The organism is Desulfacinum hydrothermale DSM 13146 (genome assembly GCF_900176285.1).
Classification (GTDB): domain Bacteria; phylum Desulfobacterota; class Syntrophobacteria; order Syntrophobacterales; family DSM-9756; genus Desulfacinum; species Desulfacinum hydrothermale.
Map to the genome: position 1 here is coordinate 22,367 of NZ_FWXF01000008.1, position 15,779 is coordinate 38,145.

The 15,779-nt window shown below is 60.8% G+C and carries 14 protein-coding genes and 1 pseudogene; 3 read left to right on the top strand and 12 right to left on the bottom strand.

Going from position 1 to position 15,779, the window contains the following annotated elements:
• The first annotated feature begins 103 nt into the window (after nt 1-103).
• From B9A12_RS08500 to queF, 3 genes are all read left to right on the top strand, one after another.
• Nucleotides 104-817 carry a hypothetical protein gene (locus B9A12_RS08500; RefSeq protein WP_084057462.1) on the top strand — a complete coding sequence of 238 codons (714 nt, stop codon included), beginning with the start codon at nt 104-106 and terminating at the stop codon, nt 815-817.
• 149 nt (nt 818-966) lie between these two features.
• Nucleotides 967-2,508: a DNA recombination protein RmuC gene (locus B9A12_RS08505; protein ID WP_084057463.1), complete on the top strand. Its 1,542-nt coding sequence runs from the start codon at nt 967-969 to the stop codon at nt 2,506-2,508.
• A gap of 141 nt (nt 2,509-2,649) precedes the next feature.
• A complete protein-coding gene (gene queF / locus B9A12_RS08510) occupies nt 2,650-3,117 on the top strand; it encodes a preQ(1) synthase (RefSeq protein WP_084057464.1) in 468 nt (155 codons plus the stop codon).
• 65 nt (nt 3,118-3,182) lie between these two features.
• Here queF and B9A12_RS08515 read toward each other — a convergent pair whose 3' ends face one another.
• The 12 genes and pseudogenes from B9A12_RS08515 to B9A12_RS08570 all read right to left on the bottom strand — a co-directional run bounded on the left by B9A12_RS08515 (nt 3,183) and on the right by B9A12_RS08570 (nt 15,723).
• The gene (locus B9A12_RS08515) at nt 3,183-4,538 is read right to left on the bottom strand and encodes a DUF4340 domain-containing protein (RefSeq protein ID WP_084057465.1); all 1,356 of its coding nucleotides are present in this window, start codon (nt 4,536-4,538) and stop codon (nt 3,183-3,185) included.
• Entirely contained in the window at nt 4,535-5,995 is a 1,461-nt protein-coding gene (locus B9A12_RS08520) for a GldG family protein (RefSeq protein ID WP_170920461.1), read from the bottom strand. The genes B9A12_RS08515 and B9A12_RS08520 overlap by 4 nt, the downstream gene beginning before the upstream one ends.
• Before the next feature lie 59 nt (nt 5,996-6,054).
• The gene (locus B9A12_RS08525) at nt 6,055-6,828 is read right to left on the bottom strand and encodes an ABC transporter permease (RefSeq protein WP_245802392.1); all 774 of its coding nucleotides are present in this window, start codon (nt 6,826-6,828) and stop codon (nt 6,055-6,057) included.
• Complete coding sequence (locus B9A12_RS08530; RefSeq protein ID WP_084057585.1) at nt 6,825-7,805, bottom strand: ABC transporter ATP-binding protein; 981 nt, start codon at nt 7,803-7,805, stop codon at nt 6,825-6,827. Before B9A12_RS08530 ends, B9A12_RS08525 begins: the two co-directional genes overlap by 4 nt.
• A 44-nt stretch (nt 7,806-7,849) precedes the next feature.
• A complete protein-coding gene (locus B9A12_RS08535; RefSeq protein WP_245802393.1) occupies nt 7,850-8,062 on the bottom strand; it encodes a hypothetical protein in 213 nt (70 codons plus the stop codon).
• A gap of 92 nt (nt 8,063-8,154) precedes the next feature.
• Nucleotides 8,155-9,300, bottom strand: coding sequence for a molecular chaperone DnaJ (gene dnaJ / locus B9A12_RS08540; protein WP_084057468.1), 1,146 nt, complete (start codon nt 9,298-9,300; stop codon nt 8,155-8,157).
• An 80-nt stretch (nt 9,301-9,380) separates the two neighbouring features.
• Nucleotides 9,381-9,743: a hypothetical protein gene (locus tag B9A12_RS08545; RefSeq protein WP_084057469.1), complete on the bottom strand. Its 363-nt coding sequence runs from the start codon at nt 9,741-9,743 to the stop codon at nt 9,381-9,383.
• Between the two features lie 166 nt (nt 9,744-9,909).
• Nucleotides 9,910-10,149: pseudogene (gene rpoZ / locus B9A12_RS17865) on the bottom strand (DNA-directed RNA polymerase subunit omega); the annotation flags it as partial.
• Nucleotides 10,150-10,354: 205 nt separating this feature from the next.
• Nucleotides 10,355-11,980 (bottom strand): chaperonin GroEL, encoded by a 1,626-nt coding sequence (groL, locus tag B9A12_RS08555; RefSeq protein WP_084057471.1) that lies wholly within the window; start codon nt 11,978-11,980, stop codon nt 10,355-10,357.
• Nucleotides 11,981-12,004: 24 nt separating this feature from the next.
• Nucleotides 12,005-12,292 carry a co-chaperone GroES gene (gene groES, locus B9A12_RS08560; RefSeq protein WP_073038203.1) on the bottom strand — a complete coding sequence of 96 codons (288 nt, stop codon included), beginning with the start codon at nt 12,290-12,292 and terminating at the stop codon, nt 12,005-12,007.
• Nucleotides 12,293-12,527: 235 nt separating this feature from the next.
• Entirely contained in the window at nt 12,528-13,049 is a 522-nt protein-coding gene (locus tag B9A12_RS08565) for a cob(I)yrinic acid a,c-diamide adenosyltransferase (RefSeq protein WP_170920462.1), read from the bottom strand.
• A gap of 58 nt (nt 13,050-13,107) precedes the next feature.
• Complete coding sequence (locus B9A12_RS08570) at nt 13,108-15,723, bottom strand: PAS domain S-box protein (RefSeq protein ID WP_170920464.1); 2,616 nt, start codon at nt 15,721-15,723, stop codon at nt 13,108-13,110.
• Between the last annotated feature and the right edge of the window lie 56 nt (nt 15,724-15,779).

Consider the following 15,779-nt stretch of genomic DNA (forward strand, 5'->3'; position numbering starts at 1 on the left):
CTCCCACTGGATCGGGGAAGCATACCGTGCATCCCCAGCCCCTTTTCCAACGACGGCGGCCGGCGCGGCCATGACCCCGCCGCCGACCTCGGGAGGCAACACGGTGGAAGACGATCTCCTCTCCTGTCTCACCCGACAGGTCAAAGAAGAGGTGCTGGAAAACTACCTGACCCAGCGCCGCGTGGTTGAGATGCAACTGGAAGACCTGAAAGCCCAGGCGGAAGAGGTGCGATCCCTGGCCCAACAGGTGGGCAAAAGGATCACCCGCCTGGGCTACCTCATGATCCACCCGGAGATGGTTTCCCGCCTCGTCGCATTGCTCAAGATCCCCTCCCCTTCCTTCTGGCGCGACTGCCTGGACAAGCCCTTTTCCAGGGGCGTTCGTTTCATCAAGGTTTCCGCCTTCACCGGCAAGTCCAAGTACCGCAAGCTCTTGCTCGAATCTTACCGACGTCTGCAGGAGTGGATGGCTCACTACCAAGACGCCATGGCCGATTTCGAGCTGGAGTGCCGGGCCTTGAATCTCAACATCCAGGGCTTTCACAACAACTTCGATCTCTTGACCATCCTGAACTTTCTCAAGAATCTGGATGTGTGCGCCCTGGAACAAAAGCACTTCCTGGGGGGCAACTTTTCCGCCGACGAAATCATGTCCGTGGAAAAGAAACTCTACATTCACCCCGTGGATCCCAAGGAATTCCAATTGCCCGAACCCCTGGAACTGCCCGCCTATCCTCTCGTTTCCCAGGATCTGGGAAGACTGGCCGAAGAGATCTTTCGACGTTACCAACACCAGATCAAGAAGCTCTTAAAATAGGCGTGGTCTACCTTGAGATGCGGCGGGCGCCCCGAAAGATGATTCCCCGAGACACCGCGCTGTGGCCTTGATCTGCGGCTGACAGCGGGTACAGAAGAGCGCATGGGCAAGGTCCGCATCCCAACGGCGGAGAAAGGAAAGATCCGACGATGGAACTGGATCTGAACGTTTGGACCTGGTCCATGTTGGGCCTGGTGATTCTCATCGGTCTCGCTTTCTTTTTCTATCACCGCAGACACTGGAGGGATCGGGAAGCAGGCCTTTGCCAAGAGCGGGACACCTGGAAACAGAAGGCCTTGGAAGAAGAGCAGAGGCGGGCTGATTTGGAAAGGGAGCTGGAGCGCCTTCGCCAGGAAGGGGACCGAATCCGCCAGGCTCTTCTTTCCGAAACGGAAAAACGGGCCGCCCTTGGCCAGGAAGTCCAAAGAATCCCCGGCTTGGAACGGGAATTGACCGAGCAACGGGCGGACAAGAAACGCTTGCAAGAGGAGCTGGGCAGGCTGGAACGGGAGATGGCCGTCCTTGAGACCACGTTGCAAAAGGAACGGGCGGCGTTCCAGGAACAGCTTTCGGCCTATGAGCAGGCCCGGGAGAAGATGAGCCAGGCCTTTGAAGCCCTGGCGGCCCAATCGCTCCAGAAAAACACCCAGATCTTCCTGGACCTGGCCCGAAACGCCCTCGGTCAGTTCCAGAAGGCCGCGGCGGCCGATCTGGAGCAGAAAAAGCAGGGCATGGAAACCCTCCTTTCTCCCCTTTCCCAGGCCCTGGGCAAATACGACCAGGCGGTCCAGGCCATGGAACGGGAACGCCAGCAGGCCTTCGCTCGGCTTTCCCAGCAAGTGGAAAGCCTCAGCACGGCCCACAACCAGCTCATCCAGGAGACGGGCAAACTGGTCAAGGCCCTGCGCCAGCCCCAGGTTCGAGGTCGATGGGGTGAACTCACCCTGCGCCGAGTCGTGGAACTGGCGGGCATGTCCCGCCATTGCGACTTCACCGAACAGGCCGCCGTGCCGGGCCCCGGTGCCCTTCGCCCGGATCTGGTGGTTCACCTGCCGGGCGAACGCCTGGTGGTGGTGGACGCCAAGGTACCTCTTCAAGGCTATCTGGAGGCCGTGGAAGCCGTGTCCGAAGAGGATCGAACAAAACATCTGCAAAGCCACGCCAAACATTTGCGGGCCCATGTGCAGCAGCTGGCCTCCAAAAACTATTGGAGCCAGTTTGCCAGGACCCCGGATTTCGTGGTCCTCTTCGTTCCCGGCGAGGCCTTTTTCAGCGCGGCCCTGGAGCAGGATCCCGATCTCATCGAGACGGCCATGCAGCAGCGAGTGGTGCTGGCCACCCCGACCACGCTCATCGCGCTCTTGAGAGCCGTGGCCTACGGCTGGCAGCAGCAGGAGATGGCCCGCAACGCGGAGGTGATCAGCCGCCTGGGCCGGGAGCTGCACGAAAGGCTTGCCCGCATGACCAGCTACCTCCAGGATATGGGAACCCACCTCACCCGGGCCGTGGACAGCTACAACCGGACGGTGGGCGCCCTGGAAAGAAGGGTGTTGGTGAGCGCCCGGCGGTTCCAAGATCTGGGCATCCCAACCAAGGGAGAAATACCCGAGTGCGACTCGGTGGGGGTCACCCCCAGGACCCCGTCCGATACCACCCTGCCGGCGGACCGAGCCGGAAAGGCGAACGCCTGAGCCCCTGCACCCGATTTCCGGATCGATCCAACATGGGGCAGGGCGATTCCGTCTCGAGCAGTGAGCCGGGAATCTTTTTTCAGGGTTAGGAAGGTCTCAAGCAGCGCTTTCAGTGAAAAAACCTAAAGAAAGGAGTCATCGGTGACGCACCAGATCCATGAAGAGCTGAGCCTTCTGGGAAAGAAGGTGGAAACGCCCAAGAGGCCGGAGGACGCCGTTCTGGAAACCTTTCCCAACCCCCATCCCGACACGGACTATGTGGTCCGCCTCACGGCCCCCGAGTTCACGACCATCTGCCCCGTTACCGGGCAGCCGGATTTTGCCGTCCTTCTGGTGGACTACGTGCCGGGCCCCCGGCTCGTGGAAAGCAAGGCCTTCAAGCTCTTTCTGGGCAGTTTTCGCAACCACGGCACCTTCCATGAAGCCTGCACCGTCACCATTCACAAACGATTGCAGGAGGTCCTGGATCCCAAGTACCTGCGCGTGGTGGGGCTCTGGTATGCCCGGGGCGGGATCACCATCGATGTGGTGGTGGAAACGGGAAGCTTACCGCCCAACTGCACCCCGCTTCCCCTGGGCAAGACGTCCTACCGGGGAGGCCGGGAATAGGAACCGATCGTGGGGGCAGGTCCCGGACGCTGCCCCCACGGTGATCAAGGCGGCCTTTGTCCCGATCACGAAGCGTGGATGAGGTCTTTGAGCTTCTTTTCCACCTGCTCCATCTTTTCGGCCTTTACAAGAAGGGCCTCCCCCTGATCCGTCCACACCACAACGGTTTCCGGCTTGTCCTTTTCCGGAAGTCTCTTCCAGGAAAAGGCAGCCAGGGTGCCGCCGTCTTGATCGCGGAAGACCAACCGGGCCAGGTCTTTATCTTTCGGTTTTTGCCGTTTGGGATCCTTGCCCTCGTATTCCAGATCCTCCCATTCCCAGAAGAGGGAACGAACACGCCAGGATTCCTTCAATTGTTCGGGCTCAGCGCCTTGCCGCGCTCGCCCCCACTCGCCTTCCTTCAGTCGAACCACCCGCCCCTTGGATTCCCCCAGCACCCACTCCACCTGGGCAATGGCGTCCGAGTCCGCAGTGAAGACGGAACGGTCCTCCACGTCATGGAGACTGCGGGGAAGCTCTTCCAGGAAGTCCTTGTCCACTTCCACCACGAAGGGAAGCTCCGAGCTGAGCGCCCGAAGCACAGAGGCCCCTGCGGCCGGCTCCTGGGCCTGGAGCGTTCGTTGGTCTCCGCCCTTGAGATGCAAGGTGACCGTCACCGCGGGATGATCCAGGCCGGAACCACGGTGGGTTCCCGGCGTATCGACGAAGTCTTTGGCTCGAAGCCAGCGGATTTGATCCAGGACGTTTTCAACCTTGCTGGCCTTGATCTTCTTTTGGGGATCCTGGGGGGCCTGCCATGTGTCGCCGTCCTGGAGCCGTTTCAGTTCCACCTTGGCTCCCTGATCCCAGGCCACGATCAGGCGGGTCACCTGATCGTTTTCGAAGGTGAAGAGCTCACGGCGCCGCAGCTCATTGAGCCCCTTGTTGAGAACGCCCCAGGTGCCGGAGGCCACCAGGAAGAGATCGCCCCCCTGGTCCCGGGTGGCGTAGCGGCTGTCCTGGGCCGGGTTGGGGGATCCCAGGCGCAGTTCGTGCCACTGTTCCCCGGCCCGGAACCGAAGGGTAAGCTCCGGTTTGTCCAGACCGAAGGGCTTGAGATCTTCCGGCACTTTCCCAACGGAACGCTCCTTCTCCAGTTCCACCAGAGTGCTCACCACCGACTCCACGGCGGCACCGTCTGCTTCCGTTTCCAGCGGCTTTCGTATCTTCCAGGCTCCATCGGTTCTGACCAGTTCCACCGGTTCCTTGCCCTTCTGACCGATCACCAGTTCCTGAACCGCCTCTTTGGAAACCGCAAAGACCTTCTTGGACGCTCTTTCGGCCTCCTCGGCCTCTTTCCTTTTCACCACTTCGAAGTAATAGTAGTAGCCTGCCACAAGGGCCAACACAATCACGTAAACAACCGTGTGCCGCCACTTCATCGCTGCGCCCTCCGCATCCGATAGACCCCCAGACCGACAGCCAGCACCAAAGCCGGAATGAGCACCAGAGGTACCCAAAAGACGAGTCGGGCCTGATCTTGGGTGAGGATCAGGGTCTGGCCTTCCTTCTTGCGGGGCTCGATGGTGATGAGCGTCTCCTCTTCGGCCAGAAAGTGGATGGTGTTCAGGAAAAAGTCGCCGTTTCCGGACAGACCGAAGTGGGTGTTGTCCACAAAATCGGAATCTCCGGCCACCACCAGATAGCCCGTGGGGAGCCGGGTTTCGGCGGCATGGGCCACGCCGGCTTCATCCCGGCCTTCCCGCCCGGCTTTCTCTTGGGCCGTTTGCGTGGAACTGGATTTGGAAAGCTTGTTGGTGTCCACCGCGGCCAAAACGACCAAGGGGACGGGACCGGGCGCATCCTGACCTTCCTCGAAACTGGCCTCCCCTCTGTGGAGCCGATCCAGATCCGTTTCCGCCCAAGCGTTTTCCGAAGTGGTGGCCAGGGTGACCACGGTGACGCCCTCAGGCGGCTTCTTCACGGGGCGCACGGAACGGGCTTCCGAATAGAAGGTGGCCACGTTGAACCCTTCGGTTATCTTGTGGGCGCCGTAGCGGGTCACCACGGGCATGAGGTAACTGCCGCCGAAGACCCGGCTCAGCTTGTCGATGACCATGTCGTCGCCCACCTGGATGCCTAAGGACCGGACAAAGTCCTTCAAGCCCCCGTCCAAGCCGGGATCCAGGAAGACGACCACCTTGCCCCCCCGTTTCACATAGGCTTCCAGAGAGGCCACCTCTTCGGGAAACAGCGGCTTGTGCGGTCCGGCCACGATGAGCACGGCCGCATCCTCGGGTACGTTCTCACGCTGCAGCAGGTTCAGTTTTTCCACCGTGTAGTTTTCTTTTTCCAGGGCGGACTTCACCGTGGAGTAGCCCACCTTGTTGATCTCGTCCAGCGAATGCTCCCCATGTCCCGTCAGAAAGTAGATCTTCTTTTTCTTCTTGCGGGACAGCTTGAGCAGTGCGTTGGTGATGGCTTCCTCATCGGCCCGGAGCACGGTCTCCTTGCGGCCGAAGCCTTCCAGGACCAGCGTGCCGTAGTCGCGGATCTCGTACTGCCGGGCCACCTCCGGTCTTCGATCCGGATCCACGAATTCATAGCGAATCTTCTTGTTGTGGTAGCGGTAGGTCTCCAGCAGGTCCTTGGTCTTGAGCCTCTGGGGTGAGGCGGTTGCGAAAAAGGCCTTGATGGTGACCGGTTCCTGGAGGGATTCCACCACCTTTCGGGACTGTTCCGAAAGGCTGAATTCCCCCGATTCCGTCAGGTCCACGCGCAGCGGATGACGTTGGGCAATAAGGGCCACAAAAACGAGGATCGCCAGAAAAACCAACGTGGAGACAAGGGCGTTGGATCCGTAAACCAGGCTCCTTCGAGCTTTTTTCTGCTTGGGCATGACCATGCGCCTCCGTGGTTTCGTCTCTGGGGCCTAGGCGGCAGCGCCACGCGCTCCCATCAACCCCGCCAGCGGTAAGATTCGATTTGCCGCAGCGTCACAAAGAAAAAAAAGGCGATGAAGATCAGATAGTAGGTGATATCCCTGGAATCGAGCACCCCTTTGGAGAAGCTGTCGAAGTGGCGGATAATGGACAGGTATTCGATGAACCGGGACGCCCCGGGCCCCAGCACGGAACTCATCCAACTGACCACCCAGAACAGCAACAGGGCGCCGAAGGAAAGGACCGCCGCGATGATCTGGTTCTTGGTCAAGGAAGACGTGAAGACCCCCAGGGCCATGAAAGCGGCGCCCAGTAGCCACAAGCCCAGATAGGCGCTCAAGACGGCCTTCCAATTGAGATCGGTCAGAAAACCCAGCAGGGCCATGGAAGGCAGTGTCCCCGCCAGCAGGAGCGTCAAGACACTGAGGACCCCCAGGAACTTGGCCACCAGCGCCGCGCCGTCGGTCACCGGCAGCGTGAAGAGAAGTTCCACCGTGCCGGTCCTTCTTTCGTCCGCATAAACCCGCATGGTGAGGAGAGGAGCCACCAGGAGCAGGACGATGCTCAGATCCATGAACAGGGGACGCACCACCACGTCCATCACGTTCAGCTGCTGGGCCATGAAGGGATTTTGGCCCGCCTGGAAGCTGACCATGTTGTAGTAGGCCACCGAACTGTAGAAGAAGTAGCCGTTGAGGACCAAAAAGATGAAGGCCACCGCAAAGAAGATGGGCGACGCAAACACCAGATAGAGCTCCTTTCGGTACACGGACCAGAATCCTCGCATCATTGCACTTCCTCCGCTGTCTCTGAAGCCTCCCGTTCACCCTCCGCCGCGGGGGATTCTTCCGTCACCAGCTGCATGAAAATGTCCTCCAGACTGAGATCCATGGACTTGAGCTCCAGCAGCCCCAGGCCTTCCTCCACCACCTTGCGGGCGATTTCAGGTCGGAGGTCCCGGGAACGATCCGTTTCCAAAGTGATCCTGGAATGGCCGTTGGTTTCCAACTGCACAGTCAGAATGCCGTCCATGGCTTCCAAGGCTCGGGCCAGGCGCTCTCCGTCTCCCTGCACCGTCAGGGCGATCTTGGCGGATTTTTGCAATTGGGCCGTGAGAGCGTGGGGAGAGTCCGTGGCCACGATACGCCCTTTGTTCAGGATCAGGACCCGCTGGCAGATCTGGGCCACCTCCGGTAGGATATGGCTGCTCAACAAGATGGTGTGATCCTCGCGAAGGTCGCTGATCAGGCGCCGGATCTCCACGATCTGCGTAGGATCCAGGCCGATGGTGGGCTCATCCAAAATGAGCACGGGCGGATTGTTGATCAGCGCCTGCGCCAAGCCCACCCGCTGGCGATATCCCTTGGACAGGTTGGCGATGATGCGGTTCTTGACCCGTTCCAACCCGCACACGCTGATCACCCGGTCCACCTCCCGGGTCATGGCCCGGGCCTCCACCCCCTTGGCCTGAGCCACGAAGCGCAGAAAGCGGCGCACTGTCATTTCATTGTATAGAGGAACATTTTCAGGCAGATACCCGATGCGCCGGCGCACCTCCAGGGACTTGTCGACACAGTCCAGGCCGTCCACCCGGGCTTGCCCGGCGGTGGGAGGCATGTAGCAGGTGAGGATGCGGATGGTGGTGGATTTGCCCGCTCCGTTGGGCCCCAGAAAACCCACCACTTCTCCCTTGTCGATGTGAAAGGTCACATCCTGGATCGCGGAAACGGCTCCATAGAACTTGGTCAAACCCTGCACTTCAATCATCGCAGTCACCTCATCCGATTCCGATTTGAGCGGGTCCGGGCGGATCATGTCACGATGAGACGGCCCTCCGGCCCCTGTTTCACCGTCTTGGTTCCCACGGAGGTGGAGCAGACCTGGCAGAGGTATTCGTGGAGTTCCCCGTCGGGCAGGACCAGCAGAAGCCGGCTGCGAACGGGCATGGCTTCACGGCATCGCGGGCAATAGAGGGCCGTGGCATGGAAATCTTCATACTGACCGGGTTCGCGTTCATACCACACCGTCTTTCCTCCTTTCAGCCGGGTTTCCGTCTCAAGAGACATCCTGCCTGGCTTGCCGGCCACGCGGTGTGCACTAAACACGCAATGGGATCTCAGCGGGCGGCTTCCCCGACCTCGTCGTCTTTGTTCCGACGACGTTTGCTCCACGGCCACCGGCGAACCTTCTTGTCCTTCTTCGCCTCTTCGATGGCCACGAATTCTTCGAGGAGCTCTCGTTGGCGGGCGGTGATCTGGGTGGGAATACTCACGTCCACTTCCACAAAAAGGTCCCCCCTCCCATAGCCGCGCAAGGAGGGCACCCCTTCCCCGGCAAACCGCAAAACGGTCCCCGGCTGGGTTCCAGGTTCAATGTGGATCGTCTTGGTTCCTTCCAAGGTCGGCAGCTCGATCTCATCGCCCAAGATGGCTTGGATGAAAGAGATCTTCACCTTGCCATAGAGATCATTGCCGTCCCGTTCAAAGAACTCATGGGGCTGGACCCGTAAGCGCACATAGAGGTCGCCGGCCATTCCCCCCCGATACCCGCTTTCCCCTTCGCCACGCAGGCGAAGACGGGTGCCGGAATCCACCCCGGGCGGCACCTTGACGTGCACCTTCTTGCGGCTCCGGACTCTGCCCTGCCCATGACAGTCCCGACAGGGCGTTGTGATGATCCGCCCGGACCCCTGACACCGGTTGCAGGTGGTGCTGATGCGGAAAAACCCCTGGCTCTGCACCACCTGTCCCCGACCGCGGCACAAGGGACAGAGGCTTTCGCTGGAACCGGGCTCCATACCCTTTCCATCGCACCGGTCGCAGGTGTTCAACGTTTCGATGTCCAGGTCCTTTTCGGTCCCGAAAACCGCCTCTTGAAAGGAGATCTCCAGTTCGTAGAGCAGATCGTTTCCGGGACGAGCGCTGGATCTGGTGCGCTGCCCGCCACCGAAATTGAAGGAAAAGAACTCCTGGAAGATGTCCCCAAAGGAGCTGAAGATATCATCAAAGCCCTCAAAGCCCGAAAATCCGGTGCCCTTGAGGCCGGCATGGCCATACTGGTCGTAGACCTGACGTTTTTGAGGATCGCGGAGCACCTCGTAGGCCTCCGCTGCTTCCTTAAAGCGCTCCTCCGCCTCCTTGTCTCCGGGATTGCGGTCGGGATGGTACTTGAGGGCAAGCTTTCGGTAGGCCTTCTTGATTTCCTCATCGTTGGCGTCGCGGGATACGCCAAGGATTTCGTAATAGTCGCGGGTCTGCTCCATGGGAATAACCACCTGAACGCTCAAGTTTGGCCAGTAAGACGCATGTGCAGCCTATTAGCTAAGCATGGCGTCCCTGCTTGTCAAGCAGGGTCGGGGGAAGGCTCTTGGGGTTCCACCTGCTTCAAGGCCTGTTCACAAAAGAGCTCTTTGCCCAGCTCGTGGGCCCGGTCGGCCAGCGAGCGCCAGATCTGCGGTTCCGGATCAATGCCCAGGATATGGGACAAGCGCCGGAGCAAGAAGCTATCGCCCTCTTGCACGGCCACATCCATGAGCCGCTCCATTTCCTCTCGGGCTTGAGCCTTTTCATAGAAATCCACGGCGTCATGGATCCGCCCCTCCTGCTCGTACCTCCGCCCCCAGTCCAGGAGTTCGTCCACAGAAACCGCCGAGCGGTTGAGCAGGTCCCTTTTTTGCAAACACGAAAGCAGCCCTTTACCGGCCATGATCGCCCCGTCCCTCGGAAGGTGGAGATGGATTTCAGCTTTCGTCCGAATCGGCCCCAGCGTCCTCTTCATTCACCACGCGCATCTCGCCTTCGGATGCCGCAGCATCGCCCTGAGACGCCTCTTGAACCACCTCCTGGATCTCGGGGGTCGTGGAGCCCGCCGTTCCCTCCAGGGGAGCTTCCAGGCTCAGATCGTCCAGGCCCTCCATCTCCAGGATGTTGTCCGGGCGGATTTTCCCGGCGGCGATCTCCCTCAGGGCCACCACCACCTCTTTGTTCTTGGGTGCATCGATCAAGGGGGCGGCCCCCTTGCGAAGCTGCAAAACGCGTCGCACCGCCAGGTGCACCAAGGCAAACCGATTTTCCACCTGCCTCAGACAGTCTTCAACGGTCACTCGAGCCATAGCCGGCTCCTCCTTCCTCCAAACTGTCCATTGGCCGGGGCGGCCCCCGGGCCCAAGACAATTGCGGGCGGGCATGGCGCCCGCCCGTCTCCGCCCGCCTTCGGGCATACGTCGCCCTTTTCCTAGCAACTCCGCCTCGGGAGTGCAACAAAAAAGAACCCGGACGGAGTCCGGGTTCCTGGGCCACGATCAGATACCTTGGCGTTTAATACATGTCCTCCATGCCCGCGCCGCCGGCAGGGGCCGGTTTTTCCTCTTTGGGCTTTTCGGCCACCATGGCCTCCGTGGTGAGCAAGAGCCCCGCCACGCTCGCCGCATTCTGAATGGCGAAACGCACCACCTTGGTGGGATCGATGACGCCGGCGGCGATCAGGTCTTCGTAGACCTCACGTTCAGCGTTGAAGCCGAAAGAGCCTTCGCCTTCGCGGACCTTTTCCACCACCACCGAACCTTCATGGCCCGCGTTGTTGGCGATCTGGCGCAGCGGCGCTTCCAGGGCACGGCGCACGATCTCCAGGCCGAATTGCTCTTCGCCGTCCAACTTCAGATCGTCCAGGGCCTTCTGGCAACGCAGCAGGGCCACGCCGCCGCCCGGCACGATCCCTTCTTCCACGGCGGCCCGGGTGGCGTTCAGGGCGTCCTCCACGCGGGCCTTCTTTTCCTTCATCTCCGTTTCCGTGGCGGCGCCCACGCGGATGACGGCCACGCCGCCCACCAGCTTGGCCAGCCGTTCCTGCAGCTTCTCACGGTCGTAGTCGCTGGTGGTCTCTTCGATCTGGGTGCGGATCTGCTTGACGCGGCCCTCGATGGCTTCCTTGGTGCCGGCGCCGTCCACGATGGTGGTGTTGTCCTTGTCCACCACCACCCGCTTGGCGGAACCCAACTCGTTGACGGTCACGTTTTCCAGCTTCACGCCCAGATCCTCGGAAACCACCTGGCCGCCCGTCAGGATGGCGATATCCTGGAGCATGGCCTTGCGCCGATCACCGAAGCCCGGAGCCTTGACGGCGCAGACCTTCAAGGTGCCGCGCAGCTTGTTCACCACCAGGGTGGCCAAGGCTTCGCCTTCCACATCCTCGGCGATGATCAGAAGGGGCTTGCCCATCTTGGCGATCTGCTCCAAGAGGGGCAGAAGATCCTTCATGTTGCTGATCTTCTTTTCATGGCACAGGACGTAGGCCTCTTCCAGGACCACCTCCATCTTTTCCGGATCGGTGACGAAGTAGGGCGAGATGTAGCCGCGGTCAAACTGCATGCCCTCCACCACGTCCAAGGTGGTTTCCATGCCCCTGGCTTCCTCCACCGTGATGACGCCTTCCTTGCCCACCTTATTCATGGCCTCGGCGATGATCTCACCGATGGTGGCGTCGTTGTTGGCGGAGATGGTGCCCACCTGGGCGATTTCCTTCTGATCCTTGGTGGGCTTGCTCAGATCCTTCAGGGCCTCCACGGCCTTTTCCACCGCCTTGTCGATGCCGCGCTTCAGGGCCATGGGGTTGTGGCCCGCCGCCACCAGCTTGAAGCCCTCATGGGCGATGGCCTGGGCCAGGATGGTGGCCGTGGTGGTGCCGTCGCCGGCCACATCGCTGGTCTTGCTGGCCACTTCCTTGACCATCTGGGCGCCCATGTTGAGGAACTTGTCCTCCAGTTCGATCTCCTTGGCCACCGTCACACCATCCTTGGTCACCGTGGGGGAACCGAAGGTCTTCTCGATCACCACGTTGCGCCCCTTGGGCCCCAAGGTCACCTTGACGGCATCGGCCAAGATGTCCACACCCGCCAAGATCTTGCTTCGTGCCTCGCTGTAGTATTTGATTTCTTTGGCAGCCATCTTCCGTCCTCCTCATCCATGCGCCTATTCAAGGATGGCCAGAATGTCATCCTCTCGCATAATGAGAAGTTCTTCGCCTTCCACCTTGACCTCGGTGCCCGCGTATTTGGAAAAGAGCACCCGGTCGCCTTCCTTGACCATCAGGGGCACCACATCCCCCTTTTCCAGGAGCTTGCCCTTGCCCACGGCCAGGACCTTGCCCTGCTGGGGCTTTTCCTTGGCCGTATCCGGGATGATGATGCCGCCCTGGGTCTTTTCTTCCTCTTCCAATCGCTTGACAATGACTCGGTCATGCAACGGACGCAGCTTCATCTTGGCTCTCCTTTCCTCCTGCTAAGATGTGCCACGCAACGGAGTGCGCGCCCTGGGGGCGCCCATCGGATTAGCACTCATTGCCGGTGAGTGCTAGTAATTCATAGACAGGGCTCCTTCAAAAGGCAAGAGCCGCATGGGGGCGATGTCAGCCCCCAAAAAAAGAGAAAGAGCCCCCAAGGGAAAGAAGGGGCTCTTTTTCCTTTTTTCTCTTTTTTTCTCTTTTTTTCTTCTTCTAACGATCTTGTTCGGTAAACCGGGCCAGCGTAAAAAGAAAATCGGCCAGCCGATTCAGGTAGGCCTGCACCTCGGAGCGTATCTCAAGTCCCGCCTGCCGGGCCCGGGCCGCACAGCGCTCGGCCCGGCGCACGATGGTTCGGGCCAGGTCCAGCGCGGCGCTCACCGGATTGGCTCCGGGCAGGATGAAGTGGCGGGGGAGGGGCACCTCCTGTTGCAATTCCTCGATCCAGCGTTCCAGCCTGTCGATCTGTTGCTGCTCCACCCGCCACTGGGAACGAGCCGGGTCCTCGCAGGCCAGTTCGGCGCCCAACGTCACCAGGTCCTCCTGGACGGTGCGGATCATCTCCCGCACCTTCTCATCGGCCCCCAGCGCTTTGGCCAGCCCCAGGGCGGAACTGGCCTCATCCAACGTGCCATAGGTTTCCGGTCGAAGACTCCCCTTGGAAACCCGTTCACCGGACAGCAGACTGGTCTGTCCTTGATCCCCCTTCTTGGAAAATCGAAACACCTCCGCCACATTGCCTCCTTTCGCCGTTGGCTTCCGCATCCACGTCCAAGATGAGTTCGTTCCCGCCTCAGCCGTTCTCCCTTTTTGGGGCCTGATCGCCGCGTTCCGTCGTGGGAAAGGTGACGGCAAAGACGCTGCCCACTCCCACGGTGCTGTGCACGTCCAGGCTGCCTTCGTGCAGACGCACCAATTCACGGACCACGGCCAGTCCAAGACCGGCGCCCGTCACCTCCCCGGCACGCTCTCCCCCCACCCGGTAGAAGTGTTCGAAGATGTGGTCCAGCGACTCCCGAGGGATGCCCACCCCCGTGTCTTCTATTTCCACGCGAAACCGACCTCCGCCCACCCATTGGCCCCGAACGGACACGCGGCCTTCCGGCCGATTGTATTTGACAGCGTTGGAAAAGAGGTTGTTGAAAATGCGCAGCAGCTTGTTGTAGTCACCGCGGATCATCACGGGATCCTGGGGCAGGTCCACCTGCACCCGCAGGCGGCTGGCTTCCGCCTGGACCTGGAGCAGAAAGAGGCTGGTGCGGATCACGTCCTGCAGGTCCAGTTCCTCGGCGCGCAGTTCCAGGCGGCCCGACTGCAGTCGGGTGTAGTCCAGAAGCTCTTCCACCAGAATGAGTTCCCGGTCCACCCCGATGAGGCAATAGCGAAGAAATTCCTCCTGCTTGTCATTGAGAGGGCCCCAGCGCCGTTCCAAGAGCCTCTGGAGAAAGGCACGCACGGGAATCAAGGGGGAGCGCAGGTCGTGGCTGACCCCGGCCAGGAACCGGTCTTTGAGCTGGTCCAGCCCCTTGAGGTCGTTGTAGGCCTTTTCCAGCTTTTCCATGAAGGCCACCCGCTCGCTCACGTCCCGCACCACGCGCAGATACCCCCGGCGCTGCCCACGGGAGTTTTCCAACACATCCACCGTGGTCTCTCCCAGAAAAACGGTGCCATCTTTTCTTTTCCAACGCAGGGTCAAGCGGCCGGGACTTCCGCCCCACACCTCGCCGGCGGGACCAAAGGCCGCAGCGGCCGAGTCGTATAGATCGGTGATGGACCGGTCCACCACTTCCTGCTTGGTGTAGCCGAAGATGGCTTCAAAGGCCGCTTCGTTCACGTCCACGATGATGTCGTGGGGATCCGTTACCAGGATGGCGTCCTGGCTGGAACGGAAAAGACTTCGATAATATTCTTCCGCCTCCTGCAGGGCCTTTTCATAGCGTTTGCGCTCCGAAATATCCCGCAAAACGGCGTAGAGCAACTGGGGCCCGTCCCCGTCGGAGGGGATGGTTCCGGCCCGCACCCACGTCACCACAGGCCGGGAATCCCGGCGGCACAGGCTCAACTCCCCTTCCCAGCGGCCTTCCAGAATACCGGGCCATACGATCTTCTCGAACCGGGACCTTTCCCGGGGACAGACGAAATCGGCCAGCGTCTTCAAGGCCAGATCTTCCCGGCGCTGGTAACCGAGCAGGTCGAAGGCCGCCTCGTTGCAATAGGTGATCCCCCCCGATGCGGAAAAAAGGAGCACCGCATCGGGGCTGTGGCGCACCAGGGCGCGAAAACGACGCAGCCTGGCATGCTGGGATGCCAGGAAGCGCACCCCTTCATTGAATCCATCCGTGAGCTCGCCGATCTCATCCGAAGAGGTGGCCGGCACCTGGACCTGCCAATCTCCCTTGCTGAATTCCCGGAACGCCTGTGTCAACCTCTTGATCGGCTTGACGATCGCCGAAGAGGCATAGAGGGCCACCAAAAAAGCCAGGCCGGTGCCCACGGCAATCCCCACCACAACCACCTGGAACAGATCGGACAAGGGTACGTGGGTCGAAGTGGCGGGGAGGGCCACCATGAGGGGCCAATTCAGGCGTACCAGACGGGCCCGGGCCCACAGGAAGGCACGGGAAGGACGGCCCCCAAAGGGCACGGTGGTGGGCGTCCGGCCTTCGGAGTCTTGGAACACCTTGTCCAGAAGGGTGCGCACATCGGCGGGAACGGACACCTCCCTTGATAGGATCACAGGGCGCGCCCCCGGCGCGCCTGCCAAGGCCACGAAAAGGGATCTGCCCAGATGCTCCGGGATCGGAACCATCCGAAGAATCTTTTTCAGGCTCACAGAGGCCGTTACGAACCATCGCGTCGAGTCGGCCCCTTCCATCCAGATTCCCACTTCCAAGGGCTGCGCCGCCTCCGGGGCGCCTTTGGGAACGGGAAAGTGGACCAGGACCCCATGGTGCGTCAGAGGCAGGGGCGTGTAGGGAGGAAACCGGGACGAGAGAACACTCCCATTGGGGACGGCCGTGACCAAGTGCCCGGCACCATCCCGCAGGGCCAGCCCCTGGACCCAGGGAAAGCGCTTCCGAAGGGAACGGGCCCGGTGCAGAAAGGACTGGGGGAAAGCACCTTCCGTTTCCATCCCGGGAGTCCGGGCCTCTGCCGTCATCGGAGAAGGCGCCGACGGTGCCAGGGTTTCCAATTCCTGCAGGAGATCTTCCAGGTGATATTCCAAATAGTGGGCATGGACCCGCGCCGCCAGGGACAGCTCTTCCAGGGTCTTGTGGCGCACAATTTCCCTTCCCTTGCCATAAACGAGGAGCCCCACCGCGGTCACGCTCAGGACGGCCACAGCAACAATGGCCCAAAAGATCTTGGCTCCGATGGACAGGTGGCGTATCACGGCGGTATCTTTCATTCTGTTCTTGCCGATGATAAAGTATGGGGCATGGTCATGAGTCCCGAATGTTTCAT